The sequence below is a fragment of the Enterovibrio makurazakiensis genome (assembly GCF_050336585.1).
GTDB lineage: Bacteria > Pseudomonadota > Gammaproteobacteria > Enterobacterales > Vibrionaceae > Enterovibrio > Enterovibrio gelatinilyticus.
Genome location: NZ_JAKJSE010000006.1, coordinates 225163 through 245715 on the forward strand (window position 1 = coordinate 225163; position 20553 = coordinate 245715).

The 20553-nt window shown below is 48.5% G+C and carries 22 protein-coding genes; 11 read left to right on the forward strand and 11 right to left on the reverse strand.

Features of this window, described 5'->3' with window-relative positions; all coding sequences use genetic code 11:
* The first annotated feature begins 404 nt into the window (after positions 1 to 404).
* From rpoE to acpS, 11 genes are all read left to right on the forward strand, one after another.
* Complete coding sequence (gene rpoE / locus L4D06_RS04630) at positions 405 to 983, forward strand: RNA polymerase sigma factor RpoE (protein ID WP_274162828.1); 579 nt, start codon at positions 405 to 407, stop codon at positions 981 to 983.
* A gap of 29 nt (positions 984 to 1012) precedes the next feature.
* Complete coding sequence (locus tag L4D06_RS04635; protein ID WP_274162827.1) at positions 1013 to 1639, forward strand: RseA family anti-sigma factor; 627 nt, start codon at positions 1013 to 1015, stop codon at positions 1637 to 1639.
* A 5-nt stretch (positions 1640 to 1644) separates the two neighbouring features.
* The gene (gene rseB / locus L4D06_RS04640; protein ID WP_429738016.1) at positions 1645 to 2634 is read left to right on the forward strand and encodes a sigma-E factor regulatory protein RseB; all 990 of its coding nucleotides are present in this window, start codon (positions 1645 to 1647) and stop codon (positions 2632 to 2634) included.
* On the forward strand, positions 2631 to 3125 hold the full coding sequence (locus L4D06_RS04645) for a SoxR reducing system RseC family protein (RefSeq protein WP_429737986.1): 495 nt from the start codon (positions 2631 to 2633) through the stop codon (positions 3123 to 3125). The genes rseB and L4D06_RS04645 overlap by 4 nt, the downstream gene beginning before the upstream one ends.
* A 76-nt stretch (positions 3126 to 3201) precedes the next feature.
* Positions 3202 to 4998, forward strand: coding sequence for a translation elongation factor 4 (lepA, locus tag L4D06_RS04650; RefSeq protein WP_028022990.1), 1797 nt, complete (start codon positions 3202 to 3204; stop codon positions 4996 to 4998).
* A 22-nt stretch (positions 4999 to 5020) separates the two neighbouring features.
* Positions 5021 to 5920: a signal peptidase I gene (lepB, locus tag L4D06_RS04655; protein WP_274162824.1), complete on the forward strand. Its 900-nt coding sequence runs from the start codon at positions 5021 to 5023 to the stop codon at positions 5918 to 5920.
* 11 nt (positions 5921 to 5931) lie between these two features.
* Positions 5932 to 6606, forward strand: coding sequence for a ribonuclease III (rnc, locus tag L4D06_RS04660; protein ID WP_274162823.1), 675 nt, complete (start codon positions 5932 to 5934; stop codon positions 6604 to 6606).
* Positions 6603 to 7517 carry a GTPase Era gene (gene era, locus L4D06_RS04665; protein ID WP_274162822.1) on the forward strand — a complete coding sequence of 305 codons (915 nt, stop codon included), beginning with the start codon at positions 6603 to 6605 and terminating at the stop codon, positions 7515 to 7517. The genes rnc and era overlap by 4 nt, the downstream gene beginning before the upstream one ends.
* A 20-nt stretch (positions 7518 to 7537) precedes the next feature.
* A complete protein-coding gene (recO, locus tag L4D06_RS04670; RefSeq protein ID WP_274162821.1) occupies positions 7538 to 8248 on the forward strand; it encodes a DNA repair protein RecO in 711 nt (236 codons plus the stop codon).
* Complete coding sequence (gene pdxJ / locus L4D06_RS04675; RefSeq protein WP_016960299.1) at positions 8248 to 8979, forward strand: pyridoxine 5'-phosphate synthase; 732 nt, start codon at positions 8248 to 8250, stop codon at positions 8977 to 8979. The genes recO and pdxJ overlap by 1 nt, the downstream gene beginning before the upstream one ends.
* Positions 8979 to 9359, forward strand: coding sequence for a holo-ACP synthase (acpS, locus tag L4D06_RS04680; protein ID WP_274162820.1), 381 nt, complete (start codon positions 8979 to 8981; stop codon positions 9357 to 9359). The genes pdxJ and acpS overlap by 1 nt, the downstream gene beginning before the upstream one ends.
* Positions 9360 to 9449: 90 nt before the next feature.
* On the opposite strand, the gene L4D06_RS04685 is transcribed toward acpS, so the two are convergent.
* From L4D06_RS04685 to L4D06_RS04735, 11 genes are read right to left on the reverse strand one after another with little or no spacing between them, the layout of a single operon-like run.
* The gene (locus L4D06_RS04685) at positions 9450 to 10685 is read right to left on the reverse strand and encodes a beta-ketoacyl-ACP synthase (RefSeq protein ID WP_429737987.1); all 1236 of its coding nucleotides are present in this window, start codon (positions 10683 to 10685) and stop codon (positions 9450 to 9452) included.
* Entirely contained in the window at positions 10682 to 11407 is a 726-nt protein-coding gene (locus L4D06_RS04690) for a 3-ketoacyl-ACP reductase FabG2 (protein ID WP_429737988.1), read from the reverse strand. The genes L4D06_RS04685 and L4D06_RS04690 overlap by 4 nt, the downstream gene beginning before the upstream one ends.
* Positions 11404 to 11868 (reverse strand): hotdog family protein, encoded by a 465-nt coding sequence (locus L4D06_RS04695; protein WP_274162817.1) that lies wholly within the window; start codon positions 11866 to 11868, stop codon positions 11404 to 11406. Before L4D06_RS04695 ends, L4D06_RS04690 begins: the two co-directional genes overlap by 4 nt.
* Entirely contained in the window at positions 11865 to 13067 is a 1203-nt protein-coding gene (locus tag L4D06_RS04700) for a beta-ketoacyl-[acyl-carrier-protein] synthase family protein (protein WP_429738017.1), read from the reverse strand. The genes L4D06_RS04695 and L4D06_RS04700 overlap by 4 nt, the downstream gene beginning before the upstream one ends.
* A 24-nt stretch (positions 13068 to 13091) precedes the next feature.
* Entirely contained in the window at positions 13092 to 13673 is a 582-nt protein-coding gene (locus L4D06_RS04705) for a DUF3261 domain-containing protein (RefSeq protein WP_429737989.1), read from the reverse strand.
* A gap of 2 nt (positions 13674 to 13675) precedes the next feature.
* Entirely contained in the window at positions 13676 to 15964 is a 2289-nt protein-coding gene (locus L4D06_RS04710; protein ID WP_429737990.1) for an MMPL family transporter, read from the reverse strand.
* Positions 15948 to 16565 carry an outer membrane lipoprotein carrier protein LolA gene (locus L4D06_RS04715; RefSeq protein WP_429737991.1) on the reverse strand — a complete coding sequence of 206 codons (618 nt, stop codon included), beginning with the start codon at positions 16563 to 16565 and terminating at the stop codon, positions 15948 to 15950. Before L4D06_RS04715 ends, L4D06_RS04710 begins: the two co-directional genes overlap by 17 nt.
* Positions 16543 to 16983 carry an acyl-CoA thioesterase gene (locus L4D06_RS04720; RefSeq protein ID WP_429737992.1) on the reverse strand — a complete coding sequence of 147 codons (441 nt, stop codon included), beginning with the start codon at positions 16981 to 16983 and terminating at the stop codon, positions 16543 to 16545. The genes L4D06_RS04715 and L4D06_RS04720 overlap by 23 nt, the downstream gene beginning before the upstream one ends.
* On the reverse strand, positions 16980 to 18527 hold the full coding sequence (locus L4D06_RS04725) for an HAL/PAL/TAL family ammonia-lyase (RefSeq protein ID WP_429737993.1): 1548 nt from the start codon (positions 18525 to 18527) through the stop codon (positions 16980 to 16982). The genes L4D06_RS04720 and L4D06_RS04725 overlap by 4 nt, the downstream gene beginning before the upstream one ends.
* Positions 18511 to 20205, reverse strand: coding sequence for a glycosyltransferase family 2 protein (locus tag L4D06_RS04730; protein WP_429737994.1), 1695 nt, complete (start codon positions 20203 to 20205; stop codon positions 18511 to 18513). Before L4D06_RS04730 ends, L4D06_RS04725 begins: the two co-directional genes overlap by 17 nt.
* The gene (locus L4D06_RS04735) at positions 20202 to 20552 is read right to left on the reverse strand and encodes an ApeI family dehydratase (RefSeq protein ID WP_429737995.1); all 351 of its coding nucleotides are present in this window, start codon (positions 20550 to 20552) and stop codon (positions 20202 to 20204) included. The genes L4D06_RS04730 and L4D06_RS04735 overlap by 4 nt, the downstream gene beginning before the upstream one ends.
* Position 20553: the final 1 nt, after the last annotated feature.

Consider the following 20553-nt stretch of genomic DNA (forward strand, 5'->3'; position numbering starts at 1 on the left):
GCTTTCATTTGAAACAACGAGATATTCAGGTGGTTTAGTGAGTTTACACTAATCTTACAAGCCGTAGAATGCTTACTGAGTCGACGGTATGCTCTTGATGACCGTGATAAGCTAGTGCTCATTGATTACAGAGTAGTCGTGCAATCTGATAGACTTTGCGATCGGGATCGGATCACGAGATGAATCCCACTATTTTAGGGAACTTTATTTTACGGTGTTACTCATACACTTTGCTCACTCTTTACGACGTGTCATTTTTCCATGTAGTGACAGCAAAGTGACAACGAGCGAAAAGAAATACCAAATGCTGACGGTTTACTGATTTTATACAGTGACAATGTGTGCCGATAGTATGAGCACATCAATAAGCATATTGGTATCAATAATAAGGAGAAGGCGCTCGAATGAGCGAGCAGTTAACTGATCAAGCCCTAATAGAGCGAGTACAAAACGGCGATAAACAGGCATTTAATCTGTTGGTCATCAAATATCAGCATAAGGTAAGCAACCTGATTGCTCGCTATGTTAACAATAGCGGTGATGTCCCAGATGTCGCTCAAGAAGCCTTTATTAAAGCCTATCGTGCTTTGCCCGGCTTTCGAGGTGAAAGTGCCTTTTATACGTGGTTGTACCGCATCGCAGTGAATACCGCGAAAAATTATTTAGTGGCTCAGGGGCGACGCCCGCCATCCAGTGATATTGATGCTGAAGAAGCAGAAAATTATGAAAATGGTGGCGCATTGAAAGAAATTTCGAACCCTGAGAACCTTATGTTGTCTGAACAGTTGAAGCAGGTGGTATTTAGCACGATTGATGCCTTGCCTGACGATCTGAAAACGGCGATTACCCTGCGTGAAATCGACGGCTTGAGTTATGAAGAGATCGCAGAGGTAATGGACTGCCCGGTAGGAACGGTACGCTCGCGTATTTTCCGTGCCAGGGAAGCGGTAGACAAACGTGTTCGTCCACTCATGAACCAATAACAGTATTTCTGTTTAAAACGGTGAAATAAATGGCTGAAAAAGAAAACCTTTCCGCATTGTTTGATGGTAACGAGATAGATCAGGCGCTAATTGATGCGCTAGAAAATGATCCATCGTCGCAAGAAGCATGGAAGAGCTTTGCCGTTACTCGTGATGTAATGCGTGGAGATGCGCCTAAGAATCCAAGTTGGGATATTGCCGCCAGTGTCGCTGCAGCGTTGGACAACGAACCAACTTATGGTTTGCAAACGGCTGCGTCGCAACCTGATGTTGTGCCATTGCGTGAGTCTCAGCCTACGCCAAAAGTGGCGAGATCATCAATGCCTTCTTGGCTGCAACAGTTGACGCAAGTTGGTATGGCTGCCGCCGTATCCCTTGTTGTGATTGTGGGTGTTCAGCAGTACAACGGTGGTTTTGATGCCAACACGACGTTTGCGAGTAGTCAGCCACCCGTGTTGCAAACTATTCCGTTGAGTGGCTCTGCTGAGCCTGTTAGCTTGAGTAGAAACTCGGTGCAAGGTAACCCGTCTGAAGCATTGTTGATGGAGCAACGTCGTCGCGTGAATGCGATGTTCCAAGATTATGAGTTGCAGCTGCGGCTCAATGCTGATGAAATCGACCAAGGCGTTTTGCTATCACCTGACATGAGCAAATAAGATTGATTAAACCATTCCTTATCGGTGTGGTTGCACTGGTTAGCTTGGCCGCCAATGCCTCGACGGAACAGAACCCCGCCGAGGCATTGCTGCATCAGATGAGCCAAGCCACGGAGCAACAGAACTACGAAATATCCTACATTTTGGTGCGTAAAAATAGCATCGAACCTCTTCGTTTCCGTCACGCAGTCGTAGACGGGGAATCTTTTGGTCACATTGCTTATCTGGCGGGGCCGCCAAGAGAAGTGATTCGCCGTGGTAATGAAGTGAGTTACTTCGAACCAGGTACTGATCCTTTCACGATTGAAAGTAGTCAAATGATTGCGCCGCTTCCGGCCATTATGCAGACTGATATCGCGCACTTAGCCACCTTGTATGATTTCGTGCCACTAGGCCGAGCTAGAGAGGCAGGTGTGGCGAGCGATGTGGTGCGCGTCTCTCCTAAAGACGGTGAGCGTTATTCTTACGTATTGTGGATTGACCAAAACAGCAAGCTGTTAGTACGTGCTGATCTTTTGGATCGCGATGGCGACCCCATTGAGCAATATCGCGCCTTGTCCCTAGCGCTTTCTCCTCAAATCAGCGAAGCAATGGGGCAATTGGCGTTGTTGGAGTTGCCACCCGTCGTGCAAGTGCCTAGACAGACGAGCGCCCAACTAAAATGGCAGGTCACGGGTTTGCCAGAAGGTTTTACGCCGATTTATCAAAACCGCCATCGATTGCTTATTACTGAGCGTCCAGTGGAAAGCCAAATGTTCAGCGATGGATTGTTTAGCTTTTCTGTGTATCTCTCTGAAGCCGATAAGATGTCGGTGAGAGAGCAGTTAGTTCGTAAAGGCAGTCGCACGCTTCATAGCCGTGTTGTTGGTAATGCTGAAATCACCGTGGTGGGAGATATTCCTCCGGCAACGGCAAAGAAGGTCGCAGAGTCTGTGAAGCTATCGCCAGCCACTGAATCGCCGTCTTCGCCCGCTATTGAGACACCCACGCAATGATAAAAGCGCTGGCTGAAGTGACAGGCAATGGTGACGGCTATCTGATGGTGCGTTGCCAGCAAAAAACAAGTTGTGGTAGCTGTGCGTCGAAAAGTCATTGCGGTACGGGCATTGTCAGCAACGCTCTTCCGGGGAAGGTGCTCGATATTAGAGTGCCATCATCACAAGCAGTTGCTGTTGGCAGTGTGATTGAGATTGGCCTCGAAGAGCAAACCGTCCTCACATCGGCGCTGCTGGTTTATATTCTGCCGTTATTTTTTGCGATTGCAGGCGCACTGTCAGGCCAATTTTTGGCAACATTATTGTCATTGGGTGAAGGCATTGTCATTTTGTTGTCGCTGCTCGCAGGCGCATTAGGTGTGGCTGTAGCACGCCACTTTTCGCGGAAGCTTGAACAGGATACGCGTTCGACACCGACACTTGTACGTGTCCTTGGCAGTGCTATTCCAAGTGCGGCGGTGATAAATGCCGCAACAGAAGATAGCGAGTAGCCATTAATTTCGGTAGAATCCCGCCACTTGATCTATTGATCGTCCCATTTTCATTAACGAGTTAGTCACACCATCTATGAAGCACATTCGTAACTTTTCGATTATTGCCCACATTGACCACGGTAAGTCGACATTATCAGACCGTTTAATTCAGGTTTGTGGTGGTCTTACAGACCGTGAAATGGCTGCACAGGTTCTGGATTCTATGGATCTAGAGCGTGAACGCGGTATCACCATCAAAGCACAGAGTGTGACGCTGAATTACACAGCCAATGATGGGGAAACCTATCAGCTGAACTTCATCGACACCCCAGGACACGTTGACTTCTCTTACGAAGTATCGCGTTCTCTGGCGGCCTGTGAAGGTGCTTTGCTGGTGGTTGACGCGGGTCAGGGCGTAGAAGCCCAAACACTGGCGAACTGCTATACCGCTATCGAGATGGACCTAGAAGTGGTTCCAATCTTGAACAAAATCGATTTACCAGCAGCCGATCCTGATCGTGTGGCTGAAGAAATTGAAGACATCGTTGGTATCGATGCTACTGAAGCCGTTCGTTGTTCTGCGAAGACAGGCCTAGGCGTTGACTTGGTGCTTGAAGAAATCGTTAAGAGCATTCCTGCGCCAGAAGGTGATCCAGAAGGCCCGCTGCAAGCGCTGATTATTGACTCATGGTTCGATAACTACTTGGGCGTTGTTTCTTTGGTTCGCATTAAAAATGGCGAACTGAAGAAAGGCGAAAAGATCAAAGTGATGAGCACTGGCCAAGTTTGGGGTGTGGATCGCATCGGTATCTTCTCTCCAAAACAAACGGATACCCAAGGTCTTCGTACCGGTGAGGTTGGTTGGGTTGTTTGTGGCATTAAAGACATCCTAGGCGCGCCAGTTGGCGATACACTGACACTGGCCAAACATGGTGCAGAACAAGCGCTGCCAGGCTTCAAGAAAGTGAAGCCGCAGGTTTATGCGGGTCTATTCCCTGTATCGTCTGATGATTACGAGAACTTCCGTGACGCATTGGGCAAGTTGAGCCTTAACGATGCATCTCTGTTCTATGAACCAGAGAACTCAGCAGCACTTGGCTTTGGTTTCCGTTGTGGCTTCCTTGGTATGCTGCACATGGAAATCATCCAAGAGCGTCTAGAGCGCGAATACAATCTTGATTTGATCACCACGGCACCGACCGTAGTGTATGAAGTGAAGAAAACCAACGGTGACGTTATCTACGTTGATAGCCCGGCGAAGCTGCCTGCGACTAACGACGTGGAAATCATGGGTGAGCCAATTGCTCGCTGTCACATCTTGGTACCATCTGAATACCTGGGTAACGTAATTACCTTGTGTGTTGAGAAACGCGGTACACAGGTAGACATGGTTTATCACGGTAACCAAGTGGCGTTAACGTATGATATTCCAATGGCGGAAGTGGTACTCGACTTCTTTGACCGTTTGAAATCAACCTCACGTGGTTATGCGTCACTGGATTACAACTTCCAGTGTTACCAAGAGTCAAACATGGTGCGTGTCGATGTATTGCTTAACGGTGATAACGTGGATGCATTGGCGATCATTACTCACAAAGATCATGCACAGACTCGTGGCCGTGATTTGGTTGAGAAAATGAAGGAATTCATTCCTCGTCAACAGTTTGATATTGCGATTCAAGCGGCGATCGGTACGCACATCATTGCGCGTTCAACCGTGAAACAGCTACGTAAGAACGTAACCGCTAAGTGTTACGGTGGCGATATTAGCCGTAAGAAGAAACTACTGCAGAAACAAAAAGACGGTAAGAAGCGTATGAAGCAGATCGGTAACGTTGAGCTGCCTCAAGAAGCCTTCCTTGCAATTCTGCACGTAGGCAAAGATAAGTAATAAAAGGACTTAAGGGAACATAATGGCTAATACTTTCTCGCTGATTCTGGTGCTTGTCACCCTGTTTACTGGGATTATCTGGGCATTGGATAAATTCAGATGGGCACCTCTGCGTCAGCAAAAAGCGGCGGATACGCTTAATCTGGAAAGCAGCGAGATAAGTGCTGAACAAATCGCTAGCGTCGCCCCTCAGCCTAGCTGGGTGGAGACGGCAGCATCAGTGTTCCCTGTGATTGGCTTGGTATTGGTACTGCGCTCGTTTATTTACGAGCCGTTCCAAATTCCGTCAGGCTCAATGATGCCGACCTTATTGGTGGGCGACTTTATTCTGGTTGAGAAATACGCTTACGGTTTGAAAGATCCTGTTTTCCGTCATCAATTGGTGGAAACTGGCAAACCAGAGCGTGGTGATGTGGTGGTGTTCAAATACCCGCCACAGCCTAGCATCGACTTCATCAAGCGCGTGATCGGCTTACCAGGCGACACCATTCGCTATAGCGAAGAAAAGCGTCTGTGTGTTCAAAAGCAAGGTGAAGCAACGTGTGAGCTAGTGCCGGTTGATGATGTTCATAAAAGTGAATTCACACAGCGCGGAGTTGACCTAATTCAAGCACAAGAACAGCTAGGCCAAGAACCACACCAAATCCTAGTTAACCCTTACATGCCAAACCAAGAAGGTCAGTATTATCCGACCCCAGGCGAGGGTGAATGGGTTGTACCAGAAGGCCAATACTTTGTAATGGGTGATAACCGTGACAACAGTAAAGACAGCCGTTTCTGGGGTTTTGTGCCTGAAGCCAACCTTGTGGGCAAGGCCGTCGCTATCTGGACCAGTTTTGAATTTGACGAACAAGGCGATAGCTTCCTACCGTCTTGGGTACCTGTCGGCGTGCGCTTCGAGCGTATCGGCGGCATTGATTAACTTGGAAAGACATGACAACACCTACAAATAAACTACAACGTCGCATTGGTTATGAATTTAACGATGCGGCGTTTCTCAGTCTTGCCCTTACACACCGCAGCGCCAGTGGAAAACACAACGAGCGTTTGGAGTTTTTGGGTGATTCTATTTTGAGTTTCGTTGTTGCTGACGATCTCTACCATCGTTTCCCGAACGTTGATGAAGGCGACATGAGCCGCATGCGTGCAACTTTAGTTCGTGGTAACACGTTGGCCGAATTGGGCCGCGAGTTCGAACTAGGAGATGTCCTGCAGCTGGGCCCTGGTGAGTTGAAAAGTGGTGGTTTCCGCCGTGACTCAATTCTGGCTGATGCTGTAGAAGCGATCATTGGTGCTATCTATCTCGACAGCGATCTGGAAACGGTACGTGGAATAGTGCTGAGTTGGTACAAGCAGCGTCTGGACACCATTATGCCGGGCGTGAACCAAAAAGATCCTAAAACGCGTTTGCAGGAGTTCCTGCAAGGGCGTAGAAAGCCACTGCCAGCCTATAATGTAACAAAGGTGCACGGTGAAGCGCACAACCAACAGTTTACGGTTGAGTGTGAAGTAGCAGGTTTGGAACGACCTGTAGTTGGTAAAGGCAGTAGTCGTCGCAAGGCTGAGCAAGCGGCTGCAGAACTAGCATTAGAAAAGCTGGACTCATGACAGACACGCACGAAATTCACCACTGTGGCTTTATCGCTATTGTTGGTCGCCCTAACGTCGGTAAATCGACACTACTGAACCGCTTAGTGGGTCAGAAACTGTCGATTACTTCGCGTAAGCCACAAACCACACGCCACCGCATTATGGGTGTTGATACGCGTGATGGTTTCCAAGCGGTTTATGTCGATACTCCGGGGCTTCATATCGAAGAAAAACGCACCATTAACCGCTTGATGAACCGCGCCGCAGCGAGTTCATTAACGGATGTGGAATTGGTACTTTTCCTTGTTGACGGTACACACTGGACTGACGACGACGAAATGGTTCTCAATAAGCTTAAAAAGTCTGAGTTGCCTGTTGTTCTGCTGATCAACAAAGTCGACAACGTAAAAGAAAAAGCGGACTTGTTCCCACACCTTCAAGCGCTAAGCGAGAAGATGGACTTCGTTGATGTTGTGCCTGTTTCTGCGAAGAGCGGTAAAAACATTGATGTGGTTGAGAAATTGGTTCGCGCACATTTGCCTGAAGGCGAGTGGTACTTCCCTGAAGAGTACGTGACCGATCGCTCTCAGCGCTTTATGGCATCTGAAATTATCCGTGAAAAGCTAATGCGTTTTACGGGTGATGAGTTGCCATACTCCGTTACCGTAGAAATCGAGCGCTTTGACTACAACCCTGCGACAGATGGGTTTGAAATCAATGGCTTGATTCTCGTGGAGCGCAATAGCCAGAAGAGAATGGTGATTGGCAAGGCGGGCGACAAAATTAAAACCATCGGTCGTGAAGCACGACTGGATATGGAAGGTTTGTTCGAGCGCAAGGTCTACCTTGAGCTTTGGGTGAAAGTGAAATCGGGTTGGGCTGACGATGAACGCGCATTGCGCAGCCTTGGCTATATCGACGACCTTTAATCCACAATTAGGAATACCTTATGGAAGGCTTGCAGCGCTGCTTTGTTCTGCACTCACGCCCTTACAGTGAGACCAGCCTGATCCTCGATGTATTCAGCGAAAGCCACGGGCGCGTCAGCATTATGGCGAAAGGCGCTCGTGGCAAGCGCTCTCCCCTCAAAGGGGCTCTTCAGCCCTTTACTCCACTTTTGATGAAATGGTCTGGTCGCGGTGAAATGCGCACCCTTCGGCATGCTGAAGCGATTGGCCTCGCGATCCCGCTTTCTGGTAATGCACTGTTCTCAGGCTTCTATCTTAATGAGATATTGAGCCGTGTGGTTGAACAGGAAACGTCTTATCATCAGCTGTTCTTTGATTACGTGACGGCATTGACGGAATTGGCACAACACGCCAACCCTGAACCCGCTTTGCGTCGCTTTGAACTTGCCTTGCTCGACTCTCTTGGCTACGGTATCGACTTTCTCAATTGTGCGGGCAGCGGTGAACCTGTTGACGAGCGCATGACATATATATTTCGGGAACAACTTGGTTTTGTGGCTTCGCTGATGAAGAGCAACAACCTTGTGTTTACGGGCAGCGACTTGATGGCGCTATCTTCGAGACAATTTTCAACGGCAGACCAGCTAAAAGCGGCGAAGCGCTTTACACGGCTGGCACTCAAGCCGTATCTTGGCTCCAAGCCTCTAAAAAGCCGAGAGCTATTTTCGTTAAGAACAAGGAAATTAACGTAATGAATACCATTTATCTGGGCGTCAACATTGACCACGTCGCAACTGTTCGAAATGCACGTGGCACTAAATACCCTGATCCTGTTCATGCAGCTGAAATAGCAGAGCGTGCAGGTGCTGATGGTATCACTGTGCATTTACGTGAAGACCGCCGCCACATTAAAGATCGTGACGTCTACATTCTTAGAGACACGCTGCAAACGCGTATGAACCTAGAAATGGCCGTGACCGATGAAATGGTCGCCATCGCATTGGACGTAAAACCTGCTTACGTGTGCTTGGTACCAGAGAAGCGTGAGGAGCTAACCACTGAAGGTGGCTTGGACGTGGTTGGTCAGCTAGAGAAAGTTAAAGCTGCCACGCAGACGTTAACGGAAGCGGGCATCAAAGTGTCACTGTTTATCGATGCTGACCGTGCGCAGATTGATGCTGCGAAAGCGTGTGGTGCGCCGTTTATTGAACTTCACACCGGCAGTTATGCGGATGCAGAATCTGAAGAAGAGATGCAAGCTGAACTGAAGAAAATCGCTGCGGGTGCGAGCTATGCAGCAGACCAAGGTATCAAGGTGAATGCAGGCCATGGTCTGACCTATCACAACGTGACACCGATAGCCAAGATCCCAGAGATCTACGAGCTGAATATCGGTCATGCCATTATTGGTCGTGCAGTCTTTGATGGTCTACCAAAAGCGGTCGCAGACATGAAAGCTATCATGCAGGACGCACGTCGCTAATGTCAGTTGTTGGTCTAGGGACAGACATTGTTGAGATTGATCGACTTGATAAAATCATCGAGCGAAGCGGGGACGCGTTTGCTAAACGCGTACTCACTGACAGCGAAATGGTTAAGTACAACACCACCAAATTTCCTGCTCGTTATTTGGCAAAGCGTTTTGCTGTTAAAGAAGCTGCGGCAAAAGCACTGGGCACAGGAATAGCGTGTGGCGTGACGCTGCATGATTTCGAAGTCAGCAATGATGACTTGGGTAAGCCTATCGTAGCGTTTACTGGTGTTGCTAAACAGTTAGCGGATGAGCGCCAAGTGACAAATATCCTGCTTACCATTGCAGACGAAAAGCGTTATGCCGTTGCAACGGTATTACTGGAGCGATAGCGGTTTGTGTTGAGCGAAAAGTACTGAATGAAATAACGCCCGTGATACTGAAAAATATCCCGGGCGTTTTTTTATGCTTATTAGCTGGAGTTATGCAGGGATGTGGCGCTTAAAGATAATCGAGGTATTGATACCACCAAACGCGAAGTTGTTACTCATAATGTAGCTGCAATCAATGTGACGGCCTTCACCGCGAATGTAATCTAAATCGCCACAGGCAGGATCAATATTCTCGAGATTCAATGTTGGGCTGAACCACCCCTCATTCATCATTTCTACACTCAACCAAGCTTCGATTGCACCGCAGGCACCGAGTGTATGACCAAAATAACTCTTTAGAGAACTCATCGGTATACGTGACCCAAACACATTTGCAGTGGCTTGGCTTTCCGCAATATCACCTTTTTCGGTCGCCGTCCCATGTGCTGAGATATAATCAATTTTCGTCGCAGGTAAATGGGCATTTTCGAGCGCCATTTCCATGCAAATCTGCATAGTTTCACGACTAGGCTGGGTAACGTGTGCGGCATCGCAGTTGCTTGCAAACCCGACGATTTCAGCGAAAATATTCGCGCCACGCTGAACAGCGTGCTCATACTCTTCTAAAACCAAGGTGCCAGCACCTTCGCCTATCACCAAACCGTCTCGATCAACGTCGTAAGGTCGGGGGGTTGTTTCTGGCGCATCATTTTTAAGGCTGGTGGCGAACAAGGTGTCAAACACTGCGGATTCTGTTGGGCACAATTCTTCTGCTCCACCAGCGACCATGACGGTTTGATAACCGTGTTTGATAGCTTCGTAAGCGTACCCAATAGCTTGGCTACCGGATGTACAAGCACTACTGGTTGGGATCACTCGGCCTTTTAAGCCAAAAAAGAGCCCAACATTGACCGCGGCAGTATGCGGCATCATTTGAACATAGGTCGTCGCTGTGATGGCTTTAGTGGTTTTTTCATTCAGCATGACACCAAATGCACCAATGGCGGGGGTACTGCCTGTCGATGAACCATACGCAATACCTGTTTGCCCATTAGTGAGTACCTCATGACCAATCAGCCCGCTTTGATTCAGGGCATTTTCAGTCGCCACCGTAGACAATTGAGACACGCGCCCCATACCACGCACTTTTTTACGAGGGTAATGTGCGGGCAGTGAAAAACCGGGCACTGGCGCGGCCAGTTTGGTGTTAAGCCCGTTGTACTGCTCATAGTCAGGCATATAACGCACAGCATTTTTCATTTCGCGCAGCTTAAGCTGCACATCTTGCCATTCGTTGCCAAACGCAGTAACACCAGACATACCAGTGATAACAACTCTGCGATTCATATCAGTCCTCCATTGACTGAGATTACCTGACGTGTGACATATGCAGCTGAATCAGACATAAGATAACTGACTAATCCAGCAACTTCTTCAGGCTTGCCCATGCGGCGCATCGGGACCTGTGGCAGTGCATGCTCTTTGACGTGATCGTCTACCATTCCCGTATCTATCAGGCCTGGTGCGACACAGTTTACGGTGATCTTTCGTTTTGCCAACTCTAGCGCAAGCGCTTTGGATGCTCCAATAATGCCTGCTTTGGCAGCGCTATAATTGGTTTGTCCGCGATTCCCTATGATGCCAGAAACCGACGCCATGGTGACAATGCGGCCACCGCGACGACATTGGATCATTGGCATGACACAAGGGTGCAGTACGTTGTAAAAACTGTCTAAATTTGTGTGTACGACGCCGTCCCATTCGTCGTCTGTCATTGCTGGGAAGGCCGTGTCTGCGGTGATACCCGCATTATTTACTACACCGTAGTAACCACCATGGGCTTCGATGTCGGCTTCAAGCATGGTTCTGCATTGCTCTCGATTGGCAATATCAAAGGTGATCAGTCGCCCTTGTCCACCTGCTGCTTCAACTTCAGCAAGTGTGGATTGTGCACCAGTCAGATCGCGGCCGTAATGGATCACTACGTTAAAACCGTCTTTCGCCAGTTGGAGGGCGATCGCTCGTCCTATTCCTTTGCTGGCACCGGTAACGAGTACATCTCGATTCATTTTGGGGTCCTGTTTATCATTTCTTGAAGCTTTTCTTCTGATGGTACATAGGCATTCAGTTGTGCGCTGGCAATGTCTTGACCTTGATGTTCAATACGGCAGCTAAATACGGCCATGCCATTGCTTTCCATCATGTGTGTGGCATGAATGTCGAGTACGGTTCCTGCGCGAAACTCTGCGAGTTCGCTTTGGTATCTGCGGCTACCGAGTAAAAAACCAATCGGGGGCTGTTTATCGTCTTTCCATGCCTGATACCCCGACCATACAGCAACCGTTTGTGCCATGAATTCAATGCCAACCCAGCCCGGAATAGCTTGAGCATCTTTATCGAAAAAGAGGTTGTCAGCGTGGGCAGTGACGCGACAATGCACATGCGTTTCGCCGACATCGATCAATGCGTCAATCAGGATCATGGGCGCTTGATGAGGCAAAAGCTGATTGAGTGAAGGATGATTGTTCATAGCTTTCCAAAAATCAGGCAAACGTTATTGCCACCAAAGGCAAACGAGTTGCTCAAAATCACTTTACGTTCAAGGTGTTCACCATGATTCGCGATGCGAATGGGCGCAATAGATGGATCGCGTTCATGCGTTTGAGCCGGAACCGGTAGAGAAAGATTGTGGTTTAGGATGTGCCAACAAATCACCGCTTCAATAGCACTGGCCGCACCTAAAGTGTGTCCTGTTAGTGGCTTGGTGGAGCTGACGGGGATTTGGTCACCCAAAACACGGAGTATCGCTTTGGACTCCATGGCGTCGTTTAGTCGCGTTGAGGTACCATGCGCGTTGACATAGCCAATATCATTGGCTGATAACCCTGCATCTTTTAGCGCTTTTCGCATGGCTTCTTCTGCGCCTTTGCCTTCCGGTTCTGGCGCGGAGATATGGTGTGCGTCTGAGCTATCACCCGCGCCTAACAATGCGATGGCAGAGCCGTTGTCGGGAGGTGTTAAAGATAAGAGCATAAACGCTGCAGCTTCGCCGATATTAATGCCATCTCGCTCTGCACCAAAAGGTTGGCAAAGTGACGATGAAACGGAATCTAAACTGTGAAATCCATTCGGAGTCAGGGCACAAAGGCTATCTGTCCCGCCAACAATGACGGCGTCAGCCAATCCGGCTTTGAGTAAGCGCTTTGCGGTAATAAACACCCGGCCACTGGATGAACACGCAGTGGAAACCACATAATGTAGCCCCGTTAAACCAAACGTGTCATTGATATAATCAGAGAGGTTGCAAAGCTCTTGTTGATAATAGTGAAACCCCTCTGGGAGTGCGCCATTGTCATCAAGGTGCTTAAGTGCCAACTCCCCATCAGAGATCCCTGAGGTGCTCGAACCTACCACCACGGCGATGCGATCAGCACCAAATGTTACTTTTGCCTGTTCAATCTTATCCCGCATTTGTAACAGCGCTGATGCGGCAAGTTGGTTATTGCGAGTGTTGTGATGGGGGTTGTGCGGGTTAATAGCAGGTAGCGCATCTGTGGCTCTACCAACCGTCACAGTGGAGCCATCATTGAGAAGAAATGCATCACCCGTCATGCCTCGACTTTCGCCTGTTGTAAGGCTGTCATGAATGTCAGTCTCGGTCAGCCCGAGTGCTGAATGTGAGCCACAAGCGTGGATGTAAACGGGGGTTGTCGTGTGTGTTGATACCATCATCGCTAAGAGTTTCAGTCCGTTTTACTTTAAGGTGTTAATGGTGATGTGATAGTCCTGACGTAATTGCTCAAAGCGAATAGTGTCCGGTATTTTCCCTGCGAGCAGGGGTTCATCATACTTTATTTCAGCGATTGTTTCGCCATTGGCATTGAACAAGACACGATTATCATCTCGCTCAATGAGTTGCCATCCAATTGGCGAAAGGTGCGGTATCCATGACTCTATGGGCCACAGCGTTAACATGATATTGAGCAGTACTTGTCGACCATCCGGCAATACGGCATTCAATCCTGCCAAGGTGTCTTCTTCAATCTCATTTTCTGAATAGGACAGCGTGAGAATGCGTGTCCCCCAGCTTGAAAACCCAACCAACACCACGCTATTTTCAGAAATTTGTAATTGAACCGGTAGCGTGTGCGTTTCCCCATTCCAATTTGCGGTGATGAGTTGGCTGACACTGGTTGTTGCACCAAAGCTGGCGGGTGATGGCAGTGTTACTGTGGTATTCGGCGCAATGTTGACCTGATTTCCTCTGGGGACGGAGGTACAGCCTGTAAAGCCAAATAGCATGATAATCCCAACGAGGATGTGGATTTTTTTCATAATCAACGTCTCTTGATAGCTAGCGGAGACAAAAGCCAAGCAATGGAAATACCGACTAAAACCGTAATGCCAAAACTATGAATGGCTTCAGTTTTACTCAAGGAGAGCAAACCGAATGACAATATGGTGGTGATGGCTGCTAACGAATTGGCGAGCAATGCTCGCTGACTGTCTTTCTGTTCAGCAAAGAACAATGCATAGTCGATGCCGATGCCCAGTACCAGAAACAGACCAAGAAGGTTGAACAAATTCATGGGGACTGAGCTAAAAGCCCCTGCCGCCAAACCAACACCTGCAGCAAGCACGGGAGGCAAAACGACAAGGCATGCTTGGCGTAGATCAAATCGCCACGCTAACACCAATAATATCGCCATGACCGACAGGCTCATTAATACACTGATACGCGTGCGGTACTCACCAAAAAGTGCCGACACTTCTTGCGCTTTATTGAGCAAGGTAATGGATGGTGTCGCTGAAACTAAGGACTGAACCTGTTGGGTATCGGTGACTTCTTGCAGCAATACGATGGCAGCAAATTGTCCATCAATGTCGCCTAGCCAAAGTGGAGACATGGCTTTACCCGCTGCGGAAGCCAAGAATGGTTCAGGTAATAGTGCTGTGAAATCATCGGGTGCGGTAGGTTTATTCGGTAAGCCTAGCGTTGTTGCAAGGGATTGTGAGTGTGAAGCATAAAGCGCTTGTACTATGTCGAAGTCGGCTTTTTGCACCGATGCGGGCGGTACGATATCAGCAAGATTTCGGAAATTGGAAATTGCCCCTTCCTCTTTCAGCTTTTCTAACGAAGGGCTTAGAGTGTAGAGCTGCTCTAGAACATCTTGTTCGCTGCTGCCTCTCACTAACAGCATAGGTTGGCTGTTGCTCAGTCCTGTGATGGACTGGATACGTTGCTCTTGCATTTTCAGTGCTTGGGGGGGCGATTGTAATTGCTGGATGTTGTCGTTGTAGTCAGCAAAATGAAGCCCTAGGGCGCTAATTCCGATGGCAAGGAAAGGTAATCCCCATCGTACTGTCGATTGCCTCCAAAGTGTCAGGTAGTGATGCGATAGCTGCGAAAGAGGCAGCGCAATATCTCGTGATGGCGAGGCGGCAAGTACCGGGAACCAGCACATCACTGAGAGGAATGCACCGATCAAACCACACGCTGAAAATAAAGCTAATTGTTGTAAGCCCGGGAAAGGGGCAACCAGCATGCTGAGGTAAGCGATGAGCGTTGAAATCAGCCCGAAAGTAATGGGGACACGCACGGATAACCATCCTTTTCGCGGATGCCATTTTTGCCCTGCAGCCAGACGTTCTGTCAGAAAATGGAACGCATAATCGATGGAGACACCGATAAGGCTAGCCCCCATGACAAGGCTAAAGAGATGGATTTGCCCAAATACCATTAAGCTAACGGCAAACGCGGTAGCCAAGCCTGCTCCGACGGATAAAAGTGTTAACCCTAGTGGCAAAACGCTTCGGTATACCGCCAGTACCAAGAGAATAACGCCGACGAGTGATCCTAATCCGATGGTGCTAATTTCCGATCGCGCACTTTCTGTACCAAATGCCGCATAGAAAATCACACCAGTATGAAGAATGTCGGCATTGAATTGTTGTGCGACGTCGTTTTCAGCAGCGATGAGTGATGGCAATAATTGTTGATTGGCGATGCTGTATGACGAGCCGCGAAGCGTGGCGCGAAGCAGCACATAATGTTTGTTTTCATGAGACGTGGTGAGGTAGCCGTCGAGCATCTTAAAACGGCTATTTTGGGCATTAAGAGATTGAACGTACTCGCGAAACAATAAAAAAGGATCGCTTGCCAGTTCCGATCCTGTCACCCCAGAAAACGGGTTATACACCGTTTGGATGACCTGCTTAACCTGTTGCTGGGGTGAGGCGGCTAAACGTGTTCTTTGTGCGGGAGTTAAAAGCTGCGCTTTATAGGGAGCGAATGAGCGAATCCAGGCCATTTGGTCTTCAGTGGAAATCTTTCCATCAACGTGTTGAAAAAGTGGCAAGGTGGAAAGTGTCGAGGCCAGTGAATCAGCAGCTTCAATAGCGCCTTGTTCCGTCTCGTGACCGACTAAAATAACAACCTGATCTTCCATTTGCTCAGCGACGTGCTGAAATGCTTTTTGAGCTATCGGATCTTGCTGATCTTTGGGCAGGAGATTGAGGATGTTGGTGTCTAACATCGGGGTATTTGAAGGGTGCTGCCATAGGGCTGTTCCCATCAAAATAGTCAAACTCATTAGCCAAATAATGGCTCTAGTGGCTAAAGGCAAGACGTTCCTCGTCGCTTAATACTGTCGGCATATGCTGAATATCAGAAAAGGTGAGTGTGGTTTTATCGCCGCGCAGCTCATGCAATGACAAGGTTTCAATGTTATCTCCGCCAGATAACACAATATTTTTGAACACTTGAGTCAAAGGGGCGGCGTTCGGAATCAATGTCAGTTGCCATTGGTTTTTATCACCAGTTAGCGAGAGGTTGAATTGTTCTTTTAGTACGTGAGTGTCGGCATGGAACAGAGAGAGGAACATTTCACTAAAATAAAATGCCATTGGATTTTCGTTGGCGTGTACGACCGTTTCCGGTTGCCCTGGAATACGCTGACGAAGGGTCTCGCCAGCCAAGGTCAACGACACAGGAAAGGGTGTTTGTTGCTCCCACAATAAACCATGCTTCTCACTCAGTAGGAATTGCCCCTGTGATTGAAGAGGCATGTCCAGCAAGGCGATTTCGCGTACCTGAATAAAATCGCCTCGCACAACGGGAGATAAAGAAAGCTGTTGCTGGAGCTCAGGTAAATCAAATGCTTTTGCTGGCAGAGAGAGCATCACCGCAATAAGCAGTATGACGTTAATGATTAGGCGATGCAGCATGGCAATATGCCTCCAATCTGTCGGTTAATGCTCGTGGCGAAACAAAGCACATTTCCTCGCTTTCAATACTCACGGCTACCTGAGTGGTATGCCCTTTGGTGAGGCGAGCACCGGATTGGGCATCATAAATGACATAATCAGTACGGAGTCTATTTTCGTACTCAGAGAGTTTGGCGGTCACTCTAATGGTGTGATTAAAGCGTATCGGCTTTACATATCGGACGGCAGTGTCGATGATTGGCCACATATAGCCGGAATCCATCATTGCAACGTACCCATAATCAATCTTTTCCATCATGACCCGACGCGCTTCTTCGAAAAAACGAAAGTAATTGCCGTGGTAAATCACGCCCATGGGGTCGGCATCTTGAAATGCCGTGATCAGAGTGACTTCTGCCTCAAGGACTACCTTTGTCATTTGTACAGGTTCCATTCCTGTTGCTGAATGTGTGTGATGAAGCGACGAAGATCGCATTCCAATGGTCGATCTTCAACCACAAAATCAAAGTCACTCAGCACGTTTTGTGTCATTTCGCGTAGTGCGGGGCTGAAATGGTTCATATCCAGTTCGCCGTGTCGACGTCGTATTTCCAATGCTTGTGTAGACGCCAATAAGCTGGCTGCAGTCACTTGTTCGGTTAACTCCAGTACGCGTAAACAATCTCGCGCTGCAATTGTCCCCATGCTGACTTTGTCTTGGTTGTGACATTCTGTAGAGCGTGAGAACACACTGGCGGGAATGGTGTTTTTCAATGCTTCAGCAGTCCATGCTGAAATGCCAATTTGTACCGCTTTGAATCCGTGGTTGATGGGCTTTCTCTCACCCTCAGCACCGGTTAGGTTAAACGGCAGACCATTGTTAAATTTGTAATCCATCAATTGCGCCATTTGGCGATCAAGCAGATCGGCAATGTTCGCAACCGCGGTTTTTAGGGTGTCCATGGCCATGGCGATATGACCACCATAAAAATGACCGCCATGCAGCACTCGCTCATTATCGCCATCAATGATTGGGTTGTCGTTGGCACTGTTAAGCTCGTTTTCGATCATCTGTCTGAGCCAAGGCAGAGTGTCTTGCAGAACGCCAATGACATGAGGAGCACAGCGCAAAGAGTAACGATCTTGAAGGCGGTCGCTGTTGCGTGGCGGGCGATCTGCTTGTAAGTCTTCACGTAACCAGCGAGCAATTTGCTGTTGACCTGGGTGAGGTTTTACGGCGAAAAGGGCTTCATCAAAATGGAAGTCATTGCCGTGCATCGCCAGAGACACCATTGCCGTAATACGAGTAGATAGTTGCACGAGGTACTCGGCGCGCTTGAAGGCTAAACACGCCAGCGCCGTCATTACAGAGGTGCCGTTCATCAACGCTAAGCCTTCTTTGGGCTTTAGTGTGATAGGTTTTATGCCAAGTTCCGCGAATACGTCAGCCGTAGGACGCAGTTCCCCCTTGTAAGAGACTTCGCGTTCACCAATCAAGGTGGCTGCGACATAGGATAGCGGCGTTAAATCACCACTCGCTCCTACAGAGCCTTCTTGCGGAATCCGTGGCGCAATGTCTTTGTTTATCAGGGTAACTAGCTGATTGAGCAGCTCCATGCTAACGCCAGATACGCCTTGAGTCAGAGAATTGAGTCTCGTGGCGAGTACCGCACGGCTTTGCATGTGATCAAGGTTTTGTCCCAGCCCACAGCCATGGAAGCGTGTTAAGTGAAGGGGAAGTTCGTTAACCAGCGCAGGAGGAATCGCGACAGTGCAGGAGTCCCCATAGCCTGTTGTGACGCCATAGATCACGCCTTCCTCTTTGAGTAGACGTTCTAAAAATTGCGTTCCACGATCAATGCGTGCTGAGAACTCAGGAGCTTGGTTTAGTGTGGCATGGTGTCCATTTGCAATGGCGACCACTGATTCGATGGTGAGTAGGCCATCACCGAATACGATTGTGTTATCAGCGTTGAATGTCATTGTCGTTGCTCGTTAACTGCCAGAAATTGAAAAAGTTATACCATTGAAGTGGCGCTTTTAGTGTGTGGTGTTCAAGTCGGCTTGCATAGTGTGCGACGACTTTTTGTAGAGCGTCCTCTCGCTTCCCGCGTGGAAGGAGAATGGGATCGTAGAATGGTTCGAAATACACGTTGAAATGTGGATCGTTGCTGTTTTCGTCTCGAATGCCGAAAAGAAGAAAAACCGGTGCTTTTAACACGGCGGCCAAAATGAATGGGCCTTGGGGAAAGGGCGCAGGCTCACCTAAGAAATCAGCCATGACGACTCTACCTTCTCGCGTTACCGATGTGCGATCTCCAACGATCACTACCCATTCGCCGTCATCTATTTTTTGTTGCAGCATGATCGCGGTGTCTGGCCCTAAGTGGGATACCGTGATGAGGTTCACCGAGGAATTCGCGTTGACTTCATCCATCACGCTGTTGAATTGTTCAGCGTGTTCAGTAAACACCAGTGCATTAATTTTTATGTGGGTATGGCGCCGACTGAGCGCTCGACAAAGTTCGATATTCCCAAGGTGTGAGCCAATTAATATGGCTCCACGTTTTTCTGCCGCTAAGTGTTGAAAATGCTCTGCGCCGGAAATAGTTAAATGGCTTTCGTTAAAATCACCCTGCCATGCTGCTAGCTTGTCCAGCATGGTTTCGCCAAAAGAAACCAAGTGTCGGTAAGTCGATAGGTTAGGGGGTATGGGGTGACCATATTGGGTGGAAAAGGCTTCTAGTTTGGACAAATAGTCTTTTGATGCTTCTCGAGCCGCTTTACCCGTTAACCAGTAATAGGCCATGACTGGACGTAACAATAAGCTAAAAGCTTTGCGCCCAAGCAAGCGGTAGATACCCAACAGAATCTTTATACCTAAAATGGTGCCGCGTTCTTTACGTGCCGACCAGTGCTGCTTATTTTGGCGTTTCATCGCGAGGAGATGAGGGATTTTCGGCAGCATAGAAAAGAACAGTAAAGTGTGCATTTTACTGATCCGCATGTTGTCTCTAAGCGCATCAAAATGAGAGATGCCGCCTTCTGGATAAATGACGCGAATATCAATAAACCGAATGTCTATCGCTTCCCAGTACATGCGCACCATGATTTCAATGTCGAAATCCATGCGCTTACCGGGTGATGATTGGTCAATCACGGCAAGGGTTTGTACCAATGGATAAGCACGAAAACCGCACATCGAATCTTTGATTGTTGTGGAAAGAGTTTCCAGCATGACCCAAAAATGGGTGATATAACGTCCATATAGCCGTGATTTGGGCACTGATTCATCGTAGATTGGACGACCCGAGATTAACGAAGCTGGGTTCGCAGTTGAGGCTGCAATCAACGAAGGGACGGCTGTCAAATCATGTTGTCCGTCAGCATCAATTTGTAATGCATGTGAAAAGCCCAACTCGGTGGCTTTTCTGAACCCCGCCATGACGGCGCCGCCTTTGCCTTGATTTTCGGTTAGCGTATGAAGGTAGACGTGAGGCGATTGAGCAACCACAGACAATTGTTGCTTGGTTTGCTCGTCACTCCCATCATCAACAATTAACACGGGGAGTGAAAAGTCACGCAGTGCCTCAACCACAGCACCAATCGTTGCGCCGTGGTTATAACAAGGGATTAAAAAACAAGGAGAGTATGCGCTCATGCATGCTCACTCAACATCATCCGTCCTGACGAGTGAGTAGACTTGTCGGAGTCATAGCGGAAGTACAGTTTTTGCTTCTCAGCGTGCCACGTCAATGAGAGGGTGACGACCATGTCGGGCAATATTGGTTCTTGAAATTTGATCACTTCCATTCCACCAAACGAGCCAGAAAGACCAAAATACTCACGAGCATACTGAACGGCTAGAGCGATTTGTGTGACGCCAGGGAGGATTGGGTATTGCGGGAAATGCCCTTTAAAATCCTCGAGCGTATGGTCCATTTTGAGTTTTAATGAGGCCGAATCTTCATTGAGTTCGACACTGACCAGTGTGGGTTTTCGTTGCATA